The 16,621-nt window shown below is 65.2% G+C and carries 16 protein-coding genes; 15 read left to right on the top strand and 1 reads right to left on the bottom strand.

Features of this window, described 5'->3' with window-relative positions; translation table 11 throughout:
- Positions 1 to 108 precede the first annotated feature (108 nt).
- Positions 109 to 1,515 (bottom strand): FlgD immunoglobulin-like domain containing protein, encoded by a 1,407-nt coding sequence (locus QF819_10365; protein MDP6803553.1) that lies wholly within the window; start codon positions 1,513 to 1,515, stop codon positions 109 to 111.
- 541 nt (positions 1,516 to 2,056) lie between these two features.
- Here QF819_10365 and QF819_10360 point away from each other — a divergent pair.
- From QF819_10360 to lspA, 15 genes are all read left to right on the top strand, one after another.
- Complete coding sequence (locus QF819_10360; protein MDP6803552.1) at positions 2,057 to 2,671, top strand: TetR/AcrR family transcriptional regulator; 615 nt, start codon at positions 2,057 to 2,059, stop codon at positions 2,669 to 2,671.
- A gap of 4 nt (positions 2,672 to 2,675) precedes the next feature.
- A complete protein-coding gene (locus tag QF819_10355; protein ID MDP6803551.1) occupies positions 2,676 to 3,839 on the top strand; it encodes a 2-hydroxyacyl-CoA dehydratase in 1,164 nt (387 codons plus the stop codon).
- A gap of 30 nt (positions 3,840 to 3,869) precedes the next feature.
- On the top strand, positions 3,870 to 5,165 hold the full coding sequence (locus tag QF819_10350; protein ID MDP6803550.1) for a 2-hydroxyacyl-CoA dehydratase family protein: 1,296 nt from the start codon (positions 3,870 to 3,872) through the stop codon (positions 5,163 to 5,165).
- Positions 5,166 to 5,175: 10 nt separating this feature from the next.
- The gene (locus tag QF819_10345; GenBank protein ID MDP6803549.1) at positions 5,176 to 5,994 is read left to right on the top strand and encodes an acyl-CoA dehydratase activase; all 819 of its coding nucleotides are present in this window, start codon (positions 5,176 to 5,178) and stop codon (positions 5,992 to 5,994) included.
- A complete protein-coding gene (locus QF819_10340; protein MDP6803548.1) occupies positions 5,991 to 6,824 on the top strand; it encodes an acyl-CoA dehydratase activase in 834 nt (277 codons plus the stop codon). The genes QF819_10345 and QF819_10340 overlap by 4 nt, the downstream gene beginning before the upstream one ends.
- Entirely contained in the window at positions 6,821 to 7,099 is a 279-nt protein-coding gene (locus tag QF819_10335) for a hypothetical protein (protein MDP6803547.1), read from the top strand. The genes QF819_10340 and QF819_10335 overlap by 4 nt, the downstream gene beginning before the upstream one ends.
- A 32-nt stretch (positions 7,100 to 7,131) precedes the next feature.
- Positions 7,132 to 8,736, top strand: coding sequence for a CRTAC1 family protein (locus tag QF819_10330; protein MDP6803546.1), 1,605 nt, complete (start codon positions 7,132 to 7,134; stop codon positions 8,734 to 8,736).
- On the top strand, positions 8,733 to 9,773 hold the full coding sequence (locus tag QF819_10325) for a lysylphosphatidylglycerol synthase transmembrane domain-containing protein (protein ID MDP6803545.1): 1,041 nt from the start codon (positions 8,733 to 8,735) through the stop codon (positions 9,771 to 9,773). The genes QF819_10330 and QF819_10325 overlap by 4 nt, the downstream gene beginning before the upstream one ends.
- Positions 9,774 to 9,813: 40 nt before the next feature.
- Positions 9,814 to 10,437 carry a thymidine kinase gene (locus tag QF819_10320; GenBank protein MDP6803544.1) on the top strand — a complete coding sequence of 208 codons (624 nt, stop codon included), beginning with the start codon at positions 9,814 to 9,816 and terminating at the stop codon, positions 10,435 to 10,437.
- Positions 10,434 to 11,123, top strand: coding sequence for a YggS family pyridoxal phosphate-dependent enzyme (locus QF819_10315; protein MDP6803543.1), 690 nt, complete (start codon positions 10,434 to 10,436; stop codon positions 11,121 to 11,123). Before QF819_10320 ends, QF819_10315 begins: the two co-directional genes overlap by 4 nt.
- Positions 11,123 to 11,422: a YggT family protein gene (locus QF819_10310; GenBank protein MDP6803542.1), complete on the top strand. Its 300-nt coding sequence runs from the start codon at positions 11,123 to 11,125 to the stop codon at positions 11,420 to 11,422. The genes QF819_10315 and QF819_10310 overlap by 1 nt, the downstream gene beginning before the upstream one ends.
- A 28-nt stretch (positions 11,423 to 11,450) precedes the next feature.
- Positions 11,451 to 12,056: a DivIVA domain-containing protein gene (locus QF819_10305; GenBank protein MDP6803541.1), complete on the top strand. Its 606-nt coding sequence runs from the start codon at positions 11,451 to 11,453 to the stop codon at positions 12,054 to 12,056.
- 32 nt (positions 12,057 to 12,088) lie between these two features.
- Entirely contained in the window at positions 12,089 to 12,892 is an 804-nt protein-coding gene (locus QF819_10300) for a purine-nucleoside phosphorylase (protein MDP6803540.1), read from the top strand.
- Positions 12,889 to 16,047, top strand: coding sequence for an isoleucine--tRNA ligase (gene ileS, locus QF819_10295; GenBank protein ID MDP6803539.1), 3,159 nt, complete (start codon positions 12,889 to 12,891; stop codon positions 16,045 to 16,047). The genes QF819_10300 and ileS overlap by 4 nt, the downstream gene beginning before the upstream one ends.
- A gap of 14 nt (positions 16,048 to 16,061) precedes the next feature.
- Positions 16,062 to 16,621: signal peptidase II (lspA, locus tag QF819_10290; protein MDP6803538.1), on the top strand; the 560-nt coding region annotated here is incomplete at its 3' end.

Below are 16,621 nucleotides of genomic sequence, written 5' to 3'. Positions count from 1 at the left end.
GTTATGAGTGGCTCGGCCCGTTCGGCGTGGCGGTCGCCGTGGCGGGCTCGGCGACCGATTCGTTTCCCACGGTGGAGGTGAAGTTCCTCGGACCCTGACGAACCCCCGCTACCGAAGCCGCGTGACCCAGACCGCGGCGACAGCGGCCCCGTCATTTGTTGCGCGTACGAGATACCGCCCCGAGGCGACAGCGTTGCCCTCATCGTCGTGGCCGTCCCAGACGAAAAGCCCCGGGACGGCGGTGGCGGCGCCCGTCCAGATTCTTCGCACGAGCCTTCCCGCAACATCGTGAACTGAGACGCTTGCGCTCCCTTCCGCGAGCGGGATGTTCCGCGCGAAGCGGATGGAGGTCGTCCGCGTGAACGGGTTGGGGGACGCGAGGAGCGCGTCCGCGCCACCGGGAGGGAGCGTCTGTGGTGCGGGAGCGTCCACGGCGGAGTTGAGCGGCCACACGGCCTGAGCGAGGCCGAGCGACTGATCGTGTGCCAGCGGATCGGAACTCACTCCGACAAAGTACGCCGACAGGCGGGAACCCTCCCACACGAAGCTCGTACACCAGACGCTGATGTCGTTCCATGTGCCGTCTCCCGGGTTCAAGTCCAGCGCCGGAAGGGGGTCGGTCGTCCAGGTCTGGGCCGTGTCGGAGGAGACGGAGTGTCCAATCCTCGCGCAGCGTGGGCGCCCGTCGGTTGTCCCGGTAAAGAAGAGGTGGAGCGCGGTACCGTCGGGGTCGGGCAGGAGGCGCGGTCGCCCGGCGGAACTGTCGTACCAGGTTCCGGGTGCGGCGGTGATCACGGGATTGCCGGGATGCCTCGTCCAGGTGATCCCGTCGGGGGAGAACGCGATGCTGGTGTGGAAGTTGATCCCGGATTCGGTCATGTAGCTCATGACGAACTGACCGCCGTAGCGGACGACGGAAGGGGAGTCGACGCGTTCGAGTTCGTACGGTTCGGTCTGCGTGAGAACGGGCGTCGGATGGACGCTCCAGGTAACCCCGCGATCGGTCGAGACGGCGCGGCCGATCGCCATGCCCGCAGAGGGGAGGCTGCCCGTGAAGTAGAGGATGAGATCGTCGCCGTCGAAGCGGAGGTCGGGGCACTTGATGCCCGTGTACCAGTGACTGTTGGTCGGTACGACCGGCAGCGAGTCCGGCGGAGCCCAGGTGACGCCGTCGATGGAGGTCAGCCGGTGGAAACCGGTGGGGGGGCTCCAGAAGAGGAGCACATAACCGACGGAGTCCTTCACGACGGAGAAGCAGTTGTACTCGGTCGGGAACCAGGCGGGGGCCTCGGCGATGGGGTTTGCGGGGTGCGGCGTGAACGGCGTGGAGGTGGTGAGGATGTCGCAGGAGGAGCGCACGCCGGGGGATGCCGCCGCGGAGGAGCCGGGATCGCAGGCGGATGAAGGTGACGCGGCGAAGAGCGCCAAGGCTGCGAGCGCGCCCGCCAAGGCGGCGGGGAAGGGCCCGGCAAGGCGGAACCGGTGACGGGCGACCCGCGGGAGTGGGAGGGTCATGAAGGAGCCTCCTTCAGGCGTCGGAGATGGACGCGGGATGGGGTCCGGGGGGACGGAGGCGAAGTCGCCGAGGAGCGGTCGGAGACGGAAGAACGCGTAGGGAACGATACCATAAACGGGGGGATGGCGGGGTGGACACGGGGTGTTATGCTGCGCGGGTCGCAGGATAAGCATAGAGAGGGGGAGGGCGATGGCCCTGGGCGACACCTCTCGCAACCCATGAAGGCCTTCATGGCCACGAACTGGCCGTCCCTCGGGAAGGCGCCCGGCAGCCCTCTCGCGAGAATCTGGAGTGGCACAACCAGAACCGCTTCCGGGGCTAGCGATTCCCGTCAGCCAGAGCGGAACCGACGGCCCTCCCGCCAGCCACCAACAATCACCGCAACACCCCAAAAGGGCTTGACTCAGAGGGAGGAGAGGCGGAATATGGGTACATACCGACCAGTCGGTATGTACCCTCCCGGTCGCACACCCGGCCCGGGAGGCGTGCCGGGCCCGGATCCCGGTCGCACACCGCTTCCCGAAGGGAGCCGCCGTGCTCATGACGAAGGCCGAAACGACCGTCGCGCACATTCTCGACGCCGCCGAAGGGCTCTTCCTGGAGCGGAACTACGCGGATGTGACGATGGATCGGATCGCACGCTCGGCGTCGGTGACCAAGGGCGCGCTCTACCACCACTTCGCTGGCAAGGAGGCGCTCTACGCCGGGATGCTCCGCCGCGACTTCGCCGAGAAGGGCGGGCTCTTCCGGCACGCCGCGGAGTCCACCGGCACGGCACGCGCCCGCCTGCGTCGCCTCACGGCCGCGTTCTTCGCGCTGCCGGACCGCAAGCGTGACCTCATTCGCCTGGTGCGGCGCGACCTCAACGCCTTCCCCGATTCCGTGCGTTCCGAACTCGTGCGTGCGTACCAGTCCGCCCTGCCGGAACCGGTGCAGCGGATCGTCGAAGACGGCATCCGGTCTGGGGAACTGTCCCCGGGCGATGCGCGGCTTCTCGCGTGGTCGTTCGTGGCGATCGTGGAAGTCACCATGGGTCCCCACGCCCGCCGCGTTTTTCCTGACGACGACGCCCGTCTTGACCATGTGCTGAACCTCTTTTTCAGCGGCGCGGCCGGATTCCAGCCATCTCCCACGACACCCCCAACGACGGAGTGATCGAATGACGAATGTCTTTCCCGAATGGCGGGACCAATCGCTCGATGATGCCCTGCTCGCGTGCAGGGATCTCGTCGAGGACACGGACATGCCGACGGTTCACCGATGGCGCGACGCAGGCGGAAAGGTGCTCGGTCACTTTCAGGTCTACTTTCCGGAGGAGATCGCGCACGCCGCCGGGATGCTTCCCGTCAAGATGTGCGGCGCGCCCGTGGAGCCGACAAACGCGGACTCTCACTTCGGAAGCTACCTCTGTTCCATTCTGAAGACCGCGCTCGAAGTCGGGGCGGACGGCCGGATCCCGCTGGATATGTTCGTCTCGCACCCCATCTGCGACGCGGCCCGGAATCTCGCCGCCATCTGGGCGCGGAACTTCGACTACCCGTGCCAGATTCTCTACCTTCCGCAAAACCCCAACTCCGCGCACAGCGCCACCTACCTTCGCGGGGAGTACGACCGGCTCCGCCGATCCGTCGAAGAAGTGGCCGGGTGTTCCATCTCCGCCGAGGATCTCAATCGTTCCATCGAGGTGTTCAACGAGAACCGCCGCCTCATGCGCGACCTCTACGACATCAAGCGCGAGACTCCGTGGCTTCTGTCGGCGGAAGACGCCTACTGTCTCGTGGCCGTGGCGGGGCTCATCCCCCGCGAGGAGCACAACGACCTTCTCCGCACGGTCCTTCCTCAGATTCGCGAACGCTCGGCCAAGGCGGCCGACCGCATCCGCGTCGTCTTCGAAGGCGCGTTCTGCGAGCAGCCGCCGATCGACCTCATCCGGATGCTCGGGCGCACCTGTTATGTCGTGGACGATGACTTCCTGATCGGTCTGCGATACCTCACGGAAGATGTGCCCGCCACGGACGATCCTCTTCACGAACTTGCGGAATCGTATCTGGAGCGCTCCTCATACAGCCCGGTCCAGCACGACCTTCGCAAGCCGAAGGAGAAGATGCTCGTCGAACGCATCCGTGGCTCTCGCGCGGAAGCGGCCATCATCGCAGCCGCCAAGATGTGCGAGCCGGGCCTCGAAGAGCAGGTCGCCTACTCGCAGGAACTGGACGAGCAGGACATCCCGTACTTCGTGACCGAGTTCGAAGAGAGCATGACCTCGTTTGAGCATCTCGAGCTGCAGGTCGAGACCTTCCTGGAAAACCTGCTCTTCGCATAGAGCGCGACCGAATCGCAGAAGGAGAAGTCCATGGGCAAGCAGCCTGAGACAGAGGGAATCGTCGGGCGCGGAAACAAGGACGGCGCCCGGCTCTTTCGGGAGTGGTTCACCGAACTCGGCGATACCGCGGAGAACGGCGGGCAGTCGGCGTATGTCTTCGTGATGGGCAGCATCAACGAGATCCTGAAGACCTTCGATCTCCCTGTGGTCTTTCCGGAGATCAACTCACTGCAGACGGCGGTGCGCCATGTGGCGCATGACTATCTGGCCGAAGCGGAGGATGTGGGGTATTCCCCCGACATCTGCGGCTATGTGAAGGCGGATGTGGCCACGCAGCTTCGCGGTGGCGAACTCCCCATGGGGCGTGTGCCCAAGCCCACGATTGCGGTGCTGACGAATGCCTGCAACACCTACATCAAGTGGGGCGAGATCTGGGAGCGGATGCACGGGACGCGTCTCTTCACGCTCGATGTTCCCGGCACGCGGCAGGACGGCACGCAGACCTGGCGGGGCAACCCGGACTTCGAGAACGATCGCAAGTATGTGGAGGTGCAGCTCACCGAACTGATCACGCTCTGCGAGGAAGTGACGGGGAAGAAGTTCGATATTGACCGCCTGCGGGAAGTCCTGGGATACGCGAACAGAATGAACACCGGATGGAAGCGTGCGCTGGAACTGAATGCGTCGAAGCCGTCGCTATTCAGTGCGCTCACCGACGGCACCATCTTCCTGGGCGTGGCGAACGGGTTTCGCGGGACGAAGGAAGGCGCGGAGTACTTCGACCAACTCGTCGAGGAACTGGAGTACAAGTCGGCGAACGGAATCGGAACTCTCAGCGAGGAGCTCTACCGGCTCGTGTTTGTCGGTGTTCCCTGCTATCCGATCTTCCGCCGCTTCAATGAGCTCTTTACCGAGTGGGGCGGCAACTTCGTCCACTCCACCTATCTCTGGTTCGCGTCCGGTGGAACCCACAGCGGGTTCCAGTACGATCTGGAGCGCCCCATCGAGAGTCTGGCAGAGGGTGTTCTTGTGAGCGTGCGGGACGCGATGGACTCCATGTTTTACTCGGACCGGATGATCGAAGAGATGGCCAGAGACTTTGATCTGGACGGAGTGGTCTATCATCCCATCAAGAGCTGTCGAACGGTCTCAACGGGGCTTGCGGACAGTCGGAAGAACATGTCGGAGAAGCTCGGGCTCCCGAGCCTCTTCCTGGAGTCGGACATGATGGATCGCCGCGTCGTTTCCGAGGCGCAGATGAAGAACCGCATCGACGCGTTCTTCGAGGGGCTGGCATCGCGTCGCAAACAGGCGGCCATCGGCTAGGAGGGGTTTCATGGCTTACGCAGGGGGCGTGGATGTCGGTTCCACGCAGACGAAGGCGGCGATCATCGACGAGGACCGCAATCTTGTCGGGCGCTCGCTCATCGACACAGGGGCCAATGTGGTCTCCGCGGCAGAGAACGCGTTTCAGCTTGCGCTTGACGACGCGAACATCGGTGAAGACGAAGTGGAGTACATCATTGGCACCGGCTACGGGCGCTACCGAGTCACTTTCGGCAACGATCAGGTTACCGAAATCAGCTGTCACGGTCGCGGCGCGGTCCACCTCTTTCCCAAAACGCGCACCGTGGTCGACATGGGCGGGCAGGACACGAAGGCCATCCGCGTGAACGAGACGGGCGAAATCGTCGACTTCTGCATGAACGACAAGTGCGCCGCCGGGACCGGCCGATTCCTCGGTGCGGCAGCCAGCGCGCTCGACATCCCGCTGGAGAAGCTCGGCGAGACGGCGCTCCGTTCGGTCAAGTCCACAAAGATCAGCACCACCTGTACGGTGTTTGCGGAATCCGAAGTGCTGTCGTGGCTCGGGAAGGGGAAGAAGATCGAGGACATCCTCTGGGGCGTTCACAAGTCGATCGCCATTCGCTCCGCCGGGCTCCTTCGCCGTGTCGGGATCGAAGAGGAGGTGACTTTCACCGGGGGCGTGACTCGAAACATCGGCATGGTCCGGGCGATCGAGGACAAGCTGGAGACGAAGCTGAACATCAGCGAGGACTCGCACTACATCGGCGCGCTGGGGGCGTCGCTCTTTGCACTGGACCACATCCTCGCGAGCCGTGTTCCCGAGGCGAACAAGGAGGCTGCGTCATGACGATCACGGCGGGACTCGATGTCGGGTCCACCTACACAAAGGCGCTCCTTCTCGACGAAAAGGGAGAGATCCTGCACCGTGCGATGAAGCCGACCGGTTTCAAGCTGACGCAGGTTTCGCGTGAGGTGTATGAGACCTGTCTGGCGGAGGCTGGCGTCACGGAAGAGGACATCACCTATGTTGTCGCCACGGGAATCGGACGGCACCAGGTGGACTTTCGGGATCTCCAGGTGACCGACCTCACCTCCAGCGCACGCGGCGCGGCGCGTCTCTTCCCCGGCACGCGCACCGTGCTCGATGTCGGCGGGCAGACGATGAAGGCCAGCCGGCTGGACGAGACCGCGAAGGTCCACGCCTTCCGCCTCAACGACAAGTGCGCCGCCGGAACCGGCGCGTTCCTGGAAAAGACTGCCCGTTACATGGGTTACACCACCGAAGAGATCGGTCCGCTTCTCCAGACATCGAAGGAAGCGGTGGCCATCTCGGGCGTCTGCGCGGTCTTTGCGGAGTCGGAAGTGATCAACCATCTCTCGCTCGGCACGCCGCCCTCCGACATCATGCAGGGTGCCATTGAGTCGCTGACGACGCGCTCCGTGCAACTCATAAAGCGTGTCAAGGCGGAGCCGGAATTCACACTGATCGGCGGCATCATTCGCTTTTCGACGATGGTGGCCGCCGTTCGCGATCAACTGAAGGCCGAAGTCAATGTGCCGGATCCGGAGATGGTGCAGTTCGTCTCCGCGCTGGGTGCGGCGGCACTGGGGCATCGTCGACTGGAGAAGCTCGCGGCTGAGGCGGCCGACTCTCCGGCAGAGGCTCGAAGCGCGTGACGGGTTGCGGCGGCGGGGGAGACCCCGGGGAGTCGAAGCCGCTTGTCTTCACCGGGGCGCTGCCGAATCGGGATCTCGAAGCGCAGGGGTGGGTCCGGCGGAACCTGTCGGACCCGTCACGCGTGGATGAGGTGGTGGAGCTGTATGAGTCGCTCGGGCACGAGGTTCGCATTGAGAAGCTCGGTCCGGAGGACTTCGCCGACGCGTGTGAGAGTTGCGCGCTGTCGGTGTGCAGTTCCTATGTCATGATCTACACGCGCCCGCCGAAGGCTTGACTGGACTGACGATGCGCGGAAGGATGGCCCGCATGACTCTCCTGTGCGCGCTCCTTGCCATTCTTGCGTTCTCGACGGCCGCCGCCGAGCCGGTCTTCCGTGATGCCACGGCTGCGTCCGGTCTGCGATTCACGCACTCCAACGGCGCGACCGGCGACAAACCCTATCAGGAAGTCATGGGTTCCGGCGTCTGCGTTCTGGACTACGACGGCGACGGGCTCCTGGACATCTACTTCGTTTCAAGCGTCGGGCAAAGCCGTCTCTTCCGAAACCTCGGAGACCTTCACTTTCGCGATGTGACGGCTGAGGCAGGCGTCGGAGATGCGGGCTACGGCATGGGAGCCACCGCCGCCGACATCGACAACGACGGGGACGCCGACCTCTTCGTCACAGCCTGGGGGCCGAACCGGCTGTTCGTGAATCGGGGGGACGGCACCTTTGCGGAGGAGGCCGCCGTGCGAGGACTGGACGATCCGCGCTGGGGTGCGGGGGCCACCTTCTTCGACGCCGACCTCGACGGTCTTCCCGATCTCTATCTGGCGAACTATGTCGCCGTCGCCGATCCGGACACGAACGAGTGCTACGGCGTTCACGGAGTGCTTCGCATTTACTGCCTTCCGGGTCTCTATCCGAGACAGACGGATGTGTTCTATCGCAACGCGGGCGAGGGGCGGTTCGTGGATGCCACGGAGTCCGCCGGCTTTTCGGGTGTGGCCGGCCGAGGCCTGGGGTGCCTGGCCGCCGATCTCGATGATGACGGGCTCGTGGATGTGTATGTCGCGAACGACATGGACCCCAACTTCTTCTTCCGCAATCTGGGTGGCGGTGCATTTGAAGAGTCGGGGATGTTCTCGGGAACGGCGTACAGCGAAGAGGGAATGGAACAGGCCGGGATGGGTGTCGCCGCTGCGGACTACGACGCGGACGGGCGGATGGATCTGGTCGTCACAAACTTCCAGAACGAGCCGAACACGCTCTACCGGGATGACGGCGGCGGGTTCTTTCTCGAACGCTCCGCGGTGGCCGGGATCGGTTCCCCGAGCCTCCCGCGCATGGGGTGGGGGATCGGCTTTCTGGACTTCGACCTGGACGGACGGCTGGACCTCTTTGTTTCCAACGGGCATGTAGAGCCCGACATCGCCGAAGTCGATCAGGCTGCCACCTGGAAACAGCCCGACCTCCTCTTTCACGCGCAGCCGGACGGGACTTTCCGTGAGGTCGCCGCCGAGTACGCGCCTGTTCTTGAAACGCCGCGGGCAGGGCGAGGCGTGGCGTTCGCGGATCTCGACAATGACGGAGACACCGACATTCTCCTCAACAGCCAGAACGGCCCCGCCGTCCTCCTGGAGAACACGGGGCCCGGGTCCCTGCGCTGGATCGGCTTCCGCATCACCGGCCGGGAATCCGGGCGCGACGGACTGGGCGCGCGCGTCACGCTCCACGCGGGGGGCGCGGTTCGCATCGCCGATGTGCAGGCGGGGGGGAGCTATCTCTCCGGGAACGACCCCAGGGTTCTCTTCGGACTGGGAGACGCGCAACCGGACTCCGTCGTGGTGAGGTGGCCCGGCGGGCGGCGTCAGGCGAGCGTCCGTCCGGAGGCGGGTCGCTATCACGAGATCATGGAAGGCGGAGAGTGAAACCCGGCAGGCCGCCGGACCCGCTCCCGGGGGCGACGCCGCGCCGTCTGGTGCTGGGGTTTCTGCTTGTCGTCGTGCTGGGTGCGGCGGGACTCGCGGGTGCGGTCTTCCTGCGCGGTGGAGTGGTCGCGCTTCAGGCGCCTTCGCCCGCCGTCCCGGCATATCTCGCGCTGGCGTTCGTCCTGGTCCTTGCCGACTGGACCCTGGGTGCGCTTCGCCTGCATGTTCTCGCCGCCCCGATCGCGCCCCGCGTGAGGCTGGCCGCCTGCCTTCGCGCGAACCTCGCGAACGCGTGTCTGGCCGGGCTCACCCCCGGGCAGGCGGGTGGCGGGGCGGCGCAGCTCTTTGTGCTGCACCGCGCGGGGCTGCCGCTGGCCGGAGGTGTCGCGGTCGCGTCAGTGAACTTTCTCGCCAGCGCGATGGTGCTGGCAATCGCCGGAGGCGCGTTCGCACTGGCGCTTCCCGAAAGTCTCCCCGGGTGGATGGGTGCCGCGCTTCGCGGCGCGCTCGGTGTGTTCGTGGCGGTCGTGGCCGTCGGCACGGTCCTTCTTGCGACGGGCGCGCGTACCGGACGGCCGCCGGGCGCTTCCCCGCCCGCCCGACGCTTTCACCGTGCACTGGCCGCCGCACGCGCTCTCCTGTGTCGCGTTTCTGCCGATGTTCGCACGATGTTCCGCCAGCATCCCGCACGGGTCGCCGCTGTGCTTCCGCTCTCGGCCGCGGTCTTCGCCGCGAAGCTGGCCACCGCCTGGGCCGTGTTCCGTGCATTCCAGCCCGATGGCCACACGGCGGAACTTCTCGCAACACAGGTGCTTCTGGCTCTTGCGCTGCTCTTCGCGCCGACCCCCGGCGGTGCGGGTGCGGCCGAAGTCTCCGCAGCGGCATTCATGGCGTCCTTCCTCCCGGCCGGGGAGACCGTTGCCTTCCTCGCGTGGTGGCGGCTGGCCAGCCTCTATCTTCCGGCTGCCGTCGGCGGCGTCCTTCTCGTTCGCACCGTTCGCTCTCGTCCGCTTGACACCCGCGAAGGCCACGCCTAGGCTGCCGGGGGTCATCTTCCGGGAGAGTCGTGTGCACTGGATGTCATCGGTTGTCGGCGAAGTGGGCTGGGTGGAAGTCATCTGTGGCGGGATGTTCAGCGGCAAGACCGAGGAGCTGATCCGCCGCCTCGTGCGCGCGCGGATCGCCCGGCAAAAGGTGCAGGTATTCAAGCCGCGCATCGACCGTCGTTACGCGGCGGACCAGGTGGTCTCGCACAGCGGCCAGCGGATTCCCTCCACCGAAGTCGAGGATGGGGCGTCCATCCTTCAGCTCGTTCTGCCGGAGACGAAAGCCGTGGGGATCGACGAGGCGCAGTTCTTCGGGATGGACCTCGTGGATGTCGTGAATCGCCTCTCCGCGGAAGGGCGTCGGGTGATTGTGGCGGGGCTGGATCAGGATTATCGTGGCGAACCCTTTGAGCCGGTTCCGCAACTGATGGCCATTGCGGAGAGCGTCACCAAGACGACGGCCGTCTGCGTGGTCTGCGGGCATCCGGCGACCCGTACGCAGCGGAACATCACGGAGTCGGATCGGGTGCTGGTCGGCGCCGGAGATGCCTACGAAGCGCGCTGTCGATCCTGCTGGAGCCCGGATGTATTGCCGCCCGCGCCGCGCGAAGACGCGGAGGATCCGGCCCACGAGGAGGGAGTCACCGCGCCTTGAGCCCGGTGGCTGCAAACCTGGAGCGCATCCGCGCAAGGATCGCCGGGGCGGCCCGGCGAGCGGGAAGGGATCCGGCCGAGGTTCGTCTGTGCGCCGTGACAAAAACGGTCGGGCCGGAGGAAGTGCGGGAAGCGGTCGCCGCGGGTGTCCGGATCCTGGGGGAGAACCGGCTGCAGGTGGCGGCTCCGAAGATCCGCGAAGTCGGGGAGTTGCCGCCGGGTGTCGAGTGGCATTTCATCGGCCCGCTGCAGGGGAACAAGGCGCGCAGGGCGGTAGGGCTCTTTGCGGAGATCCAGTCCGTCGACCGCCTTTCGCTGGCGGAGCGGATCTCCCGAATCGCCGGGGAGTCCGGGCGTGTCGTGCCGGTGCTCTTGGAGGTGAAGACCTCTGGAGAACCGGCGAAGCACGGATTCGCCTTGGAAGAGGTGGAAGGCATGCTGGACCCGGTAGAGGCACTGCCGGGGATCGCAGTTCGGGGGCTCATGACAATGGCCCCTTTCACGCAGGATGAGGAGCCGGTGCGCGCGGCCTTTCGTGCGCTTCGGGAACTTCGGGACAGCCTCGGCGGCGCGGCGCGTCTGCCGGATTTGTCCATGGGGATGACGGGGGACTTTGAGATCGCCGTGGAGGAAGGGTCCACCATGGTGCGGATCGGAACGGGGATCTTCACCCCGGGGGAGGAGTGATGTTCGTGGTGGCGAATGCCGTGGGAGCCTTGGCCGGACTGCTCGACATACTGGCCACGCTCTATGTCTATGTCCTCATCGGGAATGTGATCTGCTCGTGGGTCGGCGCGGATCCGTTCAATCCTGTCGTGCGCGCAATCCAATCGCTCAGCGAACCGGTGCTGATGAGGATCCGCCGCTATGTGCCGCCCCTGGGCGGTCTGGACTTCTCAGTGCTCGTCGCGATCCTTCTGGTTCAGGTGGTGGTGAAGTCGTTCCTTGTCGGTACGCTCCGGGAGGGCGCGCTGAAACTCAGCTGAGGTCGTTTCATCGGGAGGGGGGAGTGCCATGCAGATCGGTCCCGTGGATATTCGGAACCAGTCGTTCCGGAAGAAGACGCGCGGTTTCGACGCCGCGGAGGTTCGCGCGTATCTGGATGTGATTGCGGATCGCATGGAGGCGCTCGTGACCGAAAAGCGGTCGGTAGAGGAGAAGACCGCGCGCCTGGAGCAGGAACTGGCGTCCTATCGCGGGCTGGATGAGCGGCTCCGGGACTCGCTGATTTCGGCAGGGAAGATCTCCGAGGAACGGATTGCCACCGCCGAAAAGGAAGCGAAGCTCGTGCGGGAGAACGCCGGCATTGAGGCGGAGAAGATCGTGGCGCGCGCACACAGTGAGGCGGCGCGTCTCCGCGGGGAACTGGATGACCTGAAGCGCCAGCGGGTTTCGTTCATCGAGCGGTTCCGGGCGCTGCTCCGTTCCCAGAAGCAGATTCTGGAAGTGAGTGTGGACGACTTCGCCGACTCTCCCCGCTCTGCACCGCCCTCGCCTTCCGCATCGTCCACTGCGGAGGAAGCCGGGTTCGAGCAGGAGGTCGCGGCGACCGTCCGCGAATCCTCCGAAGGGTCCGCGCCTCCGGGAGAGGGCGTGTCCTCTGCGGGTTCGTCCACATGAGCGGAGTCTCCACGCCGCCGCTCTCGGAGCGTATGAGAGAGGCGGCCGCTTTTCTCACGGATTCCGGAATGCGCGCTCCACGAGCGGCTCTCGTGCTTGGGTCCGGTCTGAGCGATGCGGTGGAACTGACCGAAGCGGTGTCCGTTCCGTATTCCGAAATCCCGCACTTTCCGGTCGGCTCCGTAGACGGCCACGACGGGCGCGTGGAGTTCGGGAGCCTTGCGGGTGCGCCGGTGCTCGTCTTTCGCGGACGCGTGCATTACTACGAGGGGGTCCCGCTTCAGGAGGCCACTTTCCCGGTACGCGTCGCGCGAGAGCTGGGCGCGAAGTGGATCGCCCTGACCAATGCCTCGGGCGCCATCAATCCGGGCTTCGAAGTCGGGGACATGGTGCTTCTTTCCGATCATCTGAATCTCATGGGTGACAATCCTCTCGTCGGTCCGAATGACGACACCGTCGGCCCGCGCTTCCCGGATCTGTCGAAGGCCTACTCTCGTGCCCTCCTGCATCAGGCGGAGGCGGCCGCGCTTGCGGCCGGAGTCGCTACCCGACGCGGAATCTATGCGGCGGTATCCGGGCCGCATTACGAGACCCCCGCCGAGATCCGAATGCTCCGTCTGGCGGGCGCGGATCTGGTAGGTATGTCCACCGTGCCGGAGACGATCGTCGCGGTTCATGCCGGGATGGATGTTCTGGGGGTTTCCGTGGTGACGGACCTTGCCTTCCCGGAGGATCTCCAACCGCTCGCGCATCAGGAAGTGGTCCGCGCCGCTGCGGCCGCCGCCCCGAGGGTCGGTGCGCTTCTTCGCGGAGTTCTGGAGGGAGAGTCGTCGTGACGCCCTCCGTCCGGGCGGCTTATCCGCTGTCCGATGCACGCCCCGCTCCTGCGGAGGTGGAGACCGGCATTCTCGAACACTGGAAGGCGAACGATACCTTCGCCCGAACGGTGGAGTCTCGTCGTAGCGGGAAGCCGTTCGTCTTCTTCGAAGGCCCGCCCACCGCGAACGGGCGGCCCGGCGTTCACCATGTGCTGGCCCGCACCGTCAAGGACCTGGTCTGTCGATACCAGTCGATGTGCGGGCGGCATGTTTCCCGCCGCGGTGGCTGGGATACGCACGGCCTCCCGGTCGAACTGGAAGTCGAAAAGGCGCTGGGAATCTCCGACAAACGCGAGATCGAGCGCATGGGCATCGGCGAGTTCAACCGACGGTGCCGGGAGTCGGTATTCACCTATCTGGATCAGTGGCGCGACATCACGGAGCGGATTGGCTACTGGGTGGATATGGACGAGGAGTATGTCACGCTGGAAAACGACTACATCGAATCGGTGTGGGCGCTGCTTCGCAAGATCGCGGACAAGGGGCTGATCTATCAGGGATACAAGGTCGTGCCCTACTCAACGCGATCCGGGACTACGCTCTCCGACCACGAGGTGGCACTGGGGTATCGAGAGGTCGAAGATCCTTCGATCACGGTTCGCTTCCGGCTTGCGGAGGAACCGGGCGTTTCGTTCCTCGTCTGGACGACGACTCCGTGGACGCTTCCCGGAAACAGCGGCCTGGCGGTGCATCCGGAGGTGGACTATGTCCGCGCGCGCCATGACGGCGAGGTGGTGATTCTCGCGAAGGACCTCGCGGAGAGCGTACTGGGCCCGGACGCGGAGGTTCTCTCCACCGTTCCCGGACGGGATCTCGTCGGCTTGCGCTACGAACCCCTCTTCGACTTCTTCGCGGATCGGGCGGCCCAACACAAGAACGCCTTCCGGGTCGTGCCCGGCGACTTCGTCACGACCACCGACGGGACAGGCATCGTGCATCAGGCTCCGGCATTCGGCGCAGAGGATCTGGAGTCGGCGGGGCGGCATGATCTTCCGGTGATCCACTCGGTCGATGGCGAAGGGAAGCTCACGGCGGAAGCGGGCGACTTCGCGGGGCTCTGGTTCAAGGATGCGGATCGGCCCGTGCTTCGGGATCTCCGCGGGCGCGGTCTTCTCTTTCACGAGACGACCTGTCGCCATACCTACCCGTTCAACTGGCGCGGCGATGACCCTCTCATGTATGTCGCGAAGCGTGCGTGGTACATCCGCACCACCGACATTGCCGGCCGCATGGTGGATCTCAACCGGGAGATCCGCTGGGTTCCTTCGCACATCCGGGACGGGCGATTTGGCAACTGGCTGGAGAACAATGTCGACTGGGCGCTTTCGCGCGAGCGGTTCTGGGGCACGCCGCTGCCGATCTGGGTCAGCGACAAGACCGGTCGGATGGAGGTCGTGGGTTCGGTCGCGGAGTTGTCGGAGAAGTCGGGGCGGGACTTGTCGGAACTGGATCTTCATCGGCCGCATGTGGACGAGATCACCTGGCCGGATGGCGAAGGCGGGACGATGCATCGCGTTCCCGAGGTGCTCGATGTCTGGTTCGACTCCGGCGCGATGCCCTTCGCGCAGTGGCACTATCCCTTCGAAAACGAGGAGGTCGCGAAGGAACAGTTCCCGGCGGACTTCATTTGCGAAGGCGTGGATCAGACGCGCGGGTGGTTCTACAGTCTTCATGCGATTGCCGCGCTCGTGGAGGATCGGCCCGCGTACCGGGCGTGTCTCGTGACGGGACTCCTCATGGGCGAAGACGGGACGAAGATGTCCAAGAGTCGCGGGAACACGGTGGACCCGTGGGAAGCCGTCGATATCGGCGGAGCGGATGCGCTCCGGTGGTTCCTCGTGGTCACAAACACGCCGTGGCAGTCGCTGCGGTTCTCGAAGGGCGGCGTGGCGGAAGTGTCGCGGAAGATCCTCGACACCGTGCGAAACCTGTACGCGTTCTTCGCGCGCTACGCCAACCTGGACGGGTTCGTTCCGGATGCGGAGAGCGCACCGCCCGTGTCGTCGCGGCCGGTGCTGGACCGATGGGTTCTCTCCAGGCTGAACGCGGTGACGGGGACCGTGCGCACGGAACTGGACCGGTACGAGGTGTCGCGTGCGGGGCGGGCGATGGAGTCGTTCGTGATGGAGGATCTCTCCAACTGGTTTGTGCGTCGCTCGCGTGCCCGCTTCTGGGCTCCCGGTTTCGATGAAGACAAGCGCGCGGCTTACGAGACGCTTCACGAATGTCTCTCGACGGTCGCGCGGCTCATGGCGCCGTTCGCGCCGTTTCTTGCGGAGCGTCTCCACCTGGATCTTCGAGAGGGTTCCGGGGTCGGTCCCGAGAGCGTGCACCTGGCGGACTATCCCCATGCGGATGACGCGCTTGTGGATGCGGAACTGGAGCGCGTCATGGAAGATGTGCGATGCGTGGTCCGTCTCGGTCGCGCCGGACGCAACCGTGCTGCCGTCAAGACTCGCCAACCGCTCTCGCGAGTGCGAATCGTCCCGCCGGAAGGCGGTGCGGTTTTTGGCGAACACACTTCCGTGGTGCTGGAAGAACTGAATGTCCGCGAGGCGGAGTTCGGCACGCCGGGAGAGGCCGTTCCCGGGCTTTCGGCAAAGGCTCGCTTCGATGTGCTGGGCCCGCGCTTTGGGAAGTCCATGAAGGCGGTGGCGACGGCGGTGGCGGCGCTTTCCGGCGAGGAGGTTTCGCGGATTGAGCGCCGAGGTTCCATTTCGGTGCGGGTTGCGGACGAAACGCATGTCATCTCCAGGGAAGAGGTGATCATCTCCCACGAAGACCCCGACGGATGGGTGCTGGAGCGGGAAGGCGGATGGAGTGTCGCGCTGGACCTCAACATCGACGACGACCTCCGAAACGAGGGCTTCGCGCGGGAAATCGTAAACAAGATTCAGTTCATGCGAAAGAGTGCGGGTTTTTCGATCACGGATCGCATCGAAGTCGGCTTTGAAGGGACGGACGCTCTTCGCGACGCGGTAAAGCACCACGACGACATGATCCGCCGGGAGACACAGGCCGACCGCATTGTCGTTCCTGCGGGGGATGGCGAGACCCGCGAAGAGTGGACCATCAACGGGGAACCCGCCGTCCTCGCACTGAGACGAGTCTGATGGAGGGCTCCCCCATGTCCGAACGATCACGCGCCGGGTTGCCGGGGTTTGCCTTCGTGGTGTTTCTGATTCTCGCGCTGGATCAGGCGACCAAGCTCTTCGTGGCGTGGAGTATGTATCCCGGGCAGTCGATCCCGGTGCTCGGGGATTTCTTCCGATGGACCTTCGTCTTCAACAAAGGCGCGGCGTTCGGAATCCAGCTCGGCGGGCGCTGGACCTTCGTCGTCGTGACTTCGATGGTGACCGTCTTTCTTGTGGTTCACTTCCTCCGGTCCGCACGGCCCGTGTTTCGCGGGTGGCCGATGGCGCTCATTCTCGGAGGGGCACTGGGCAACCTGGTGGACCGCGTGCGTCTCGGTGAGGTGGTGGACTTCATCCATCTGAGCGCCGGGGGATACTCGTGGCCGGTGTTCAATGTGGCGGACATGGGAATCTCGATCGGCGTGGGGCTGATTGCGCTGGCCGTTCTCCGCGCGAAGGAACCGGAACCGCCGGAACTTCCCGGCGAGGGAGGGGAGATTGGACAGGTCGTCGTGGAGAGTCCTGGAGATCGGTCCGGAGAGCGCGGGCACGA

The organism is Gemmatimonadota bacterium (assembly GCA_030747075.1).
GTDB lineage: Bacteria > ARS69 > ARS69 > ARS69 > ARS69 > ARS69.
The sequence above is the reverse complement of the archived record's forward strand: the minus strand, read 5'-3'. Positions and strand labels throughout refer to the sequence as shown.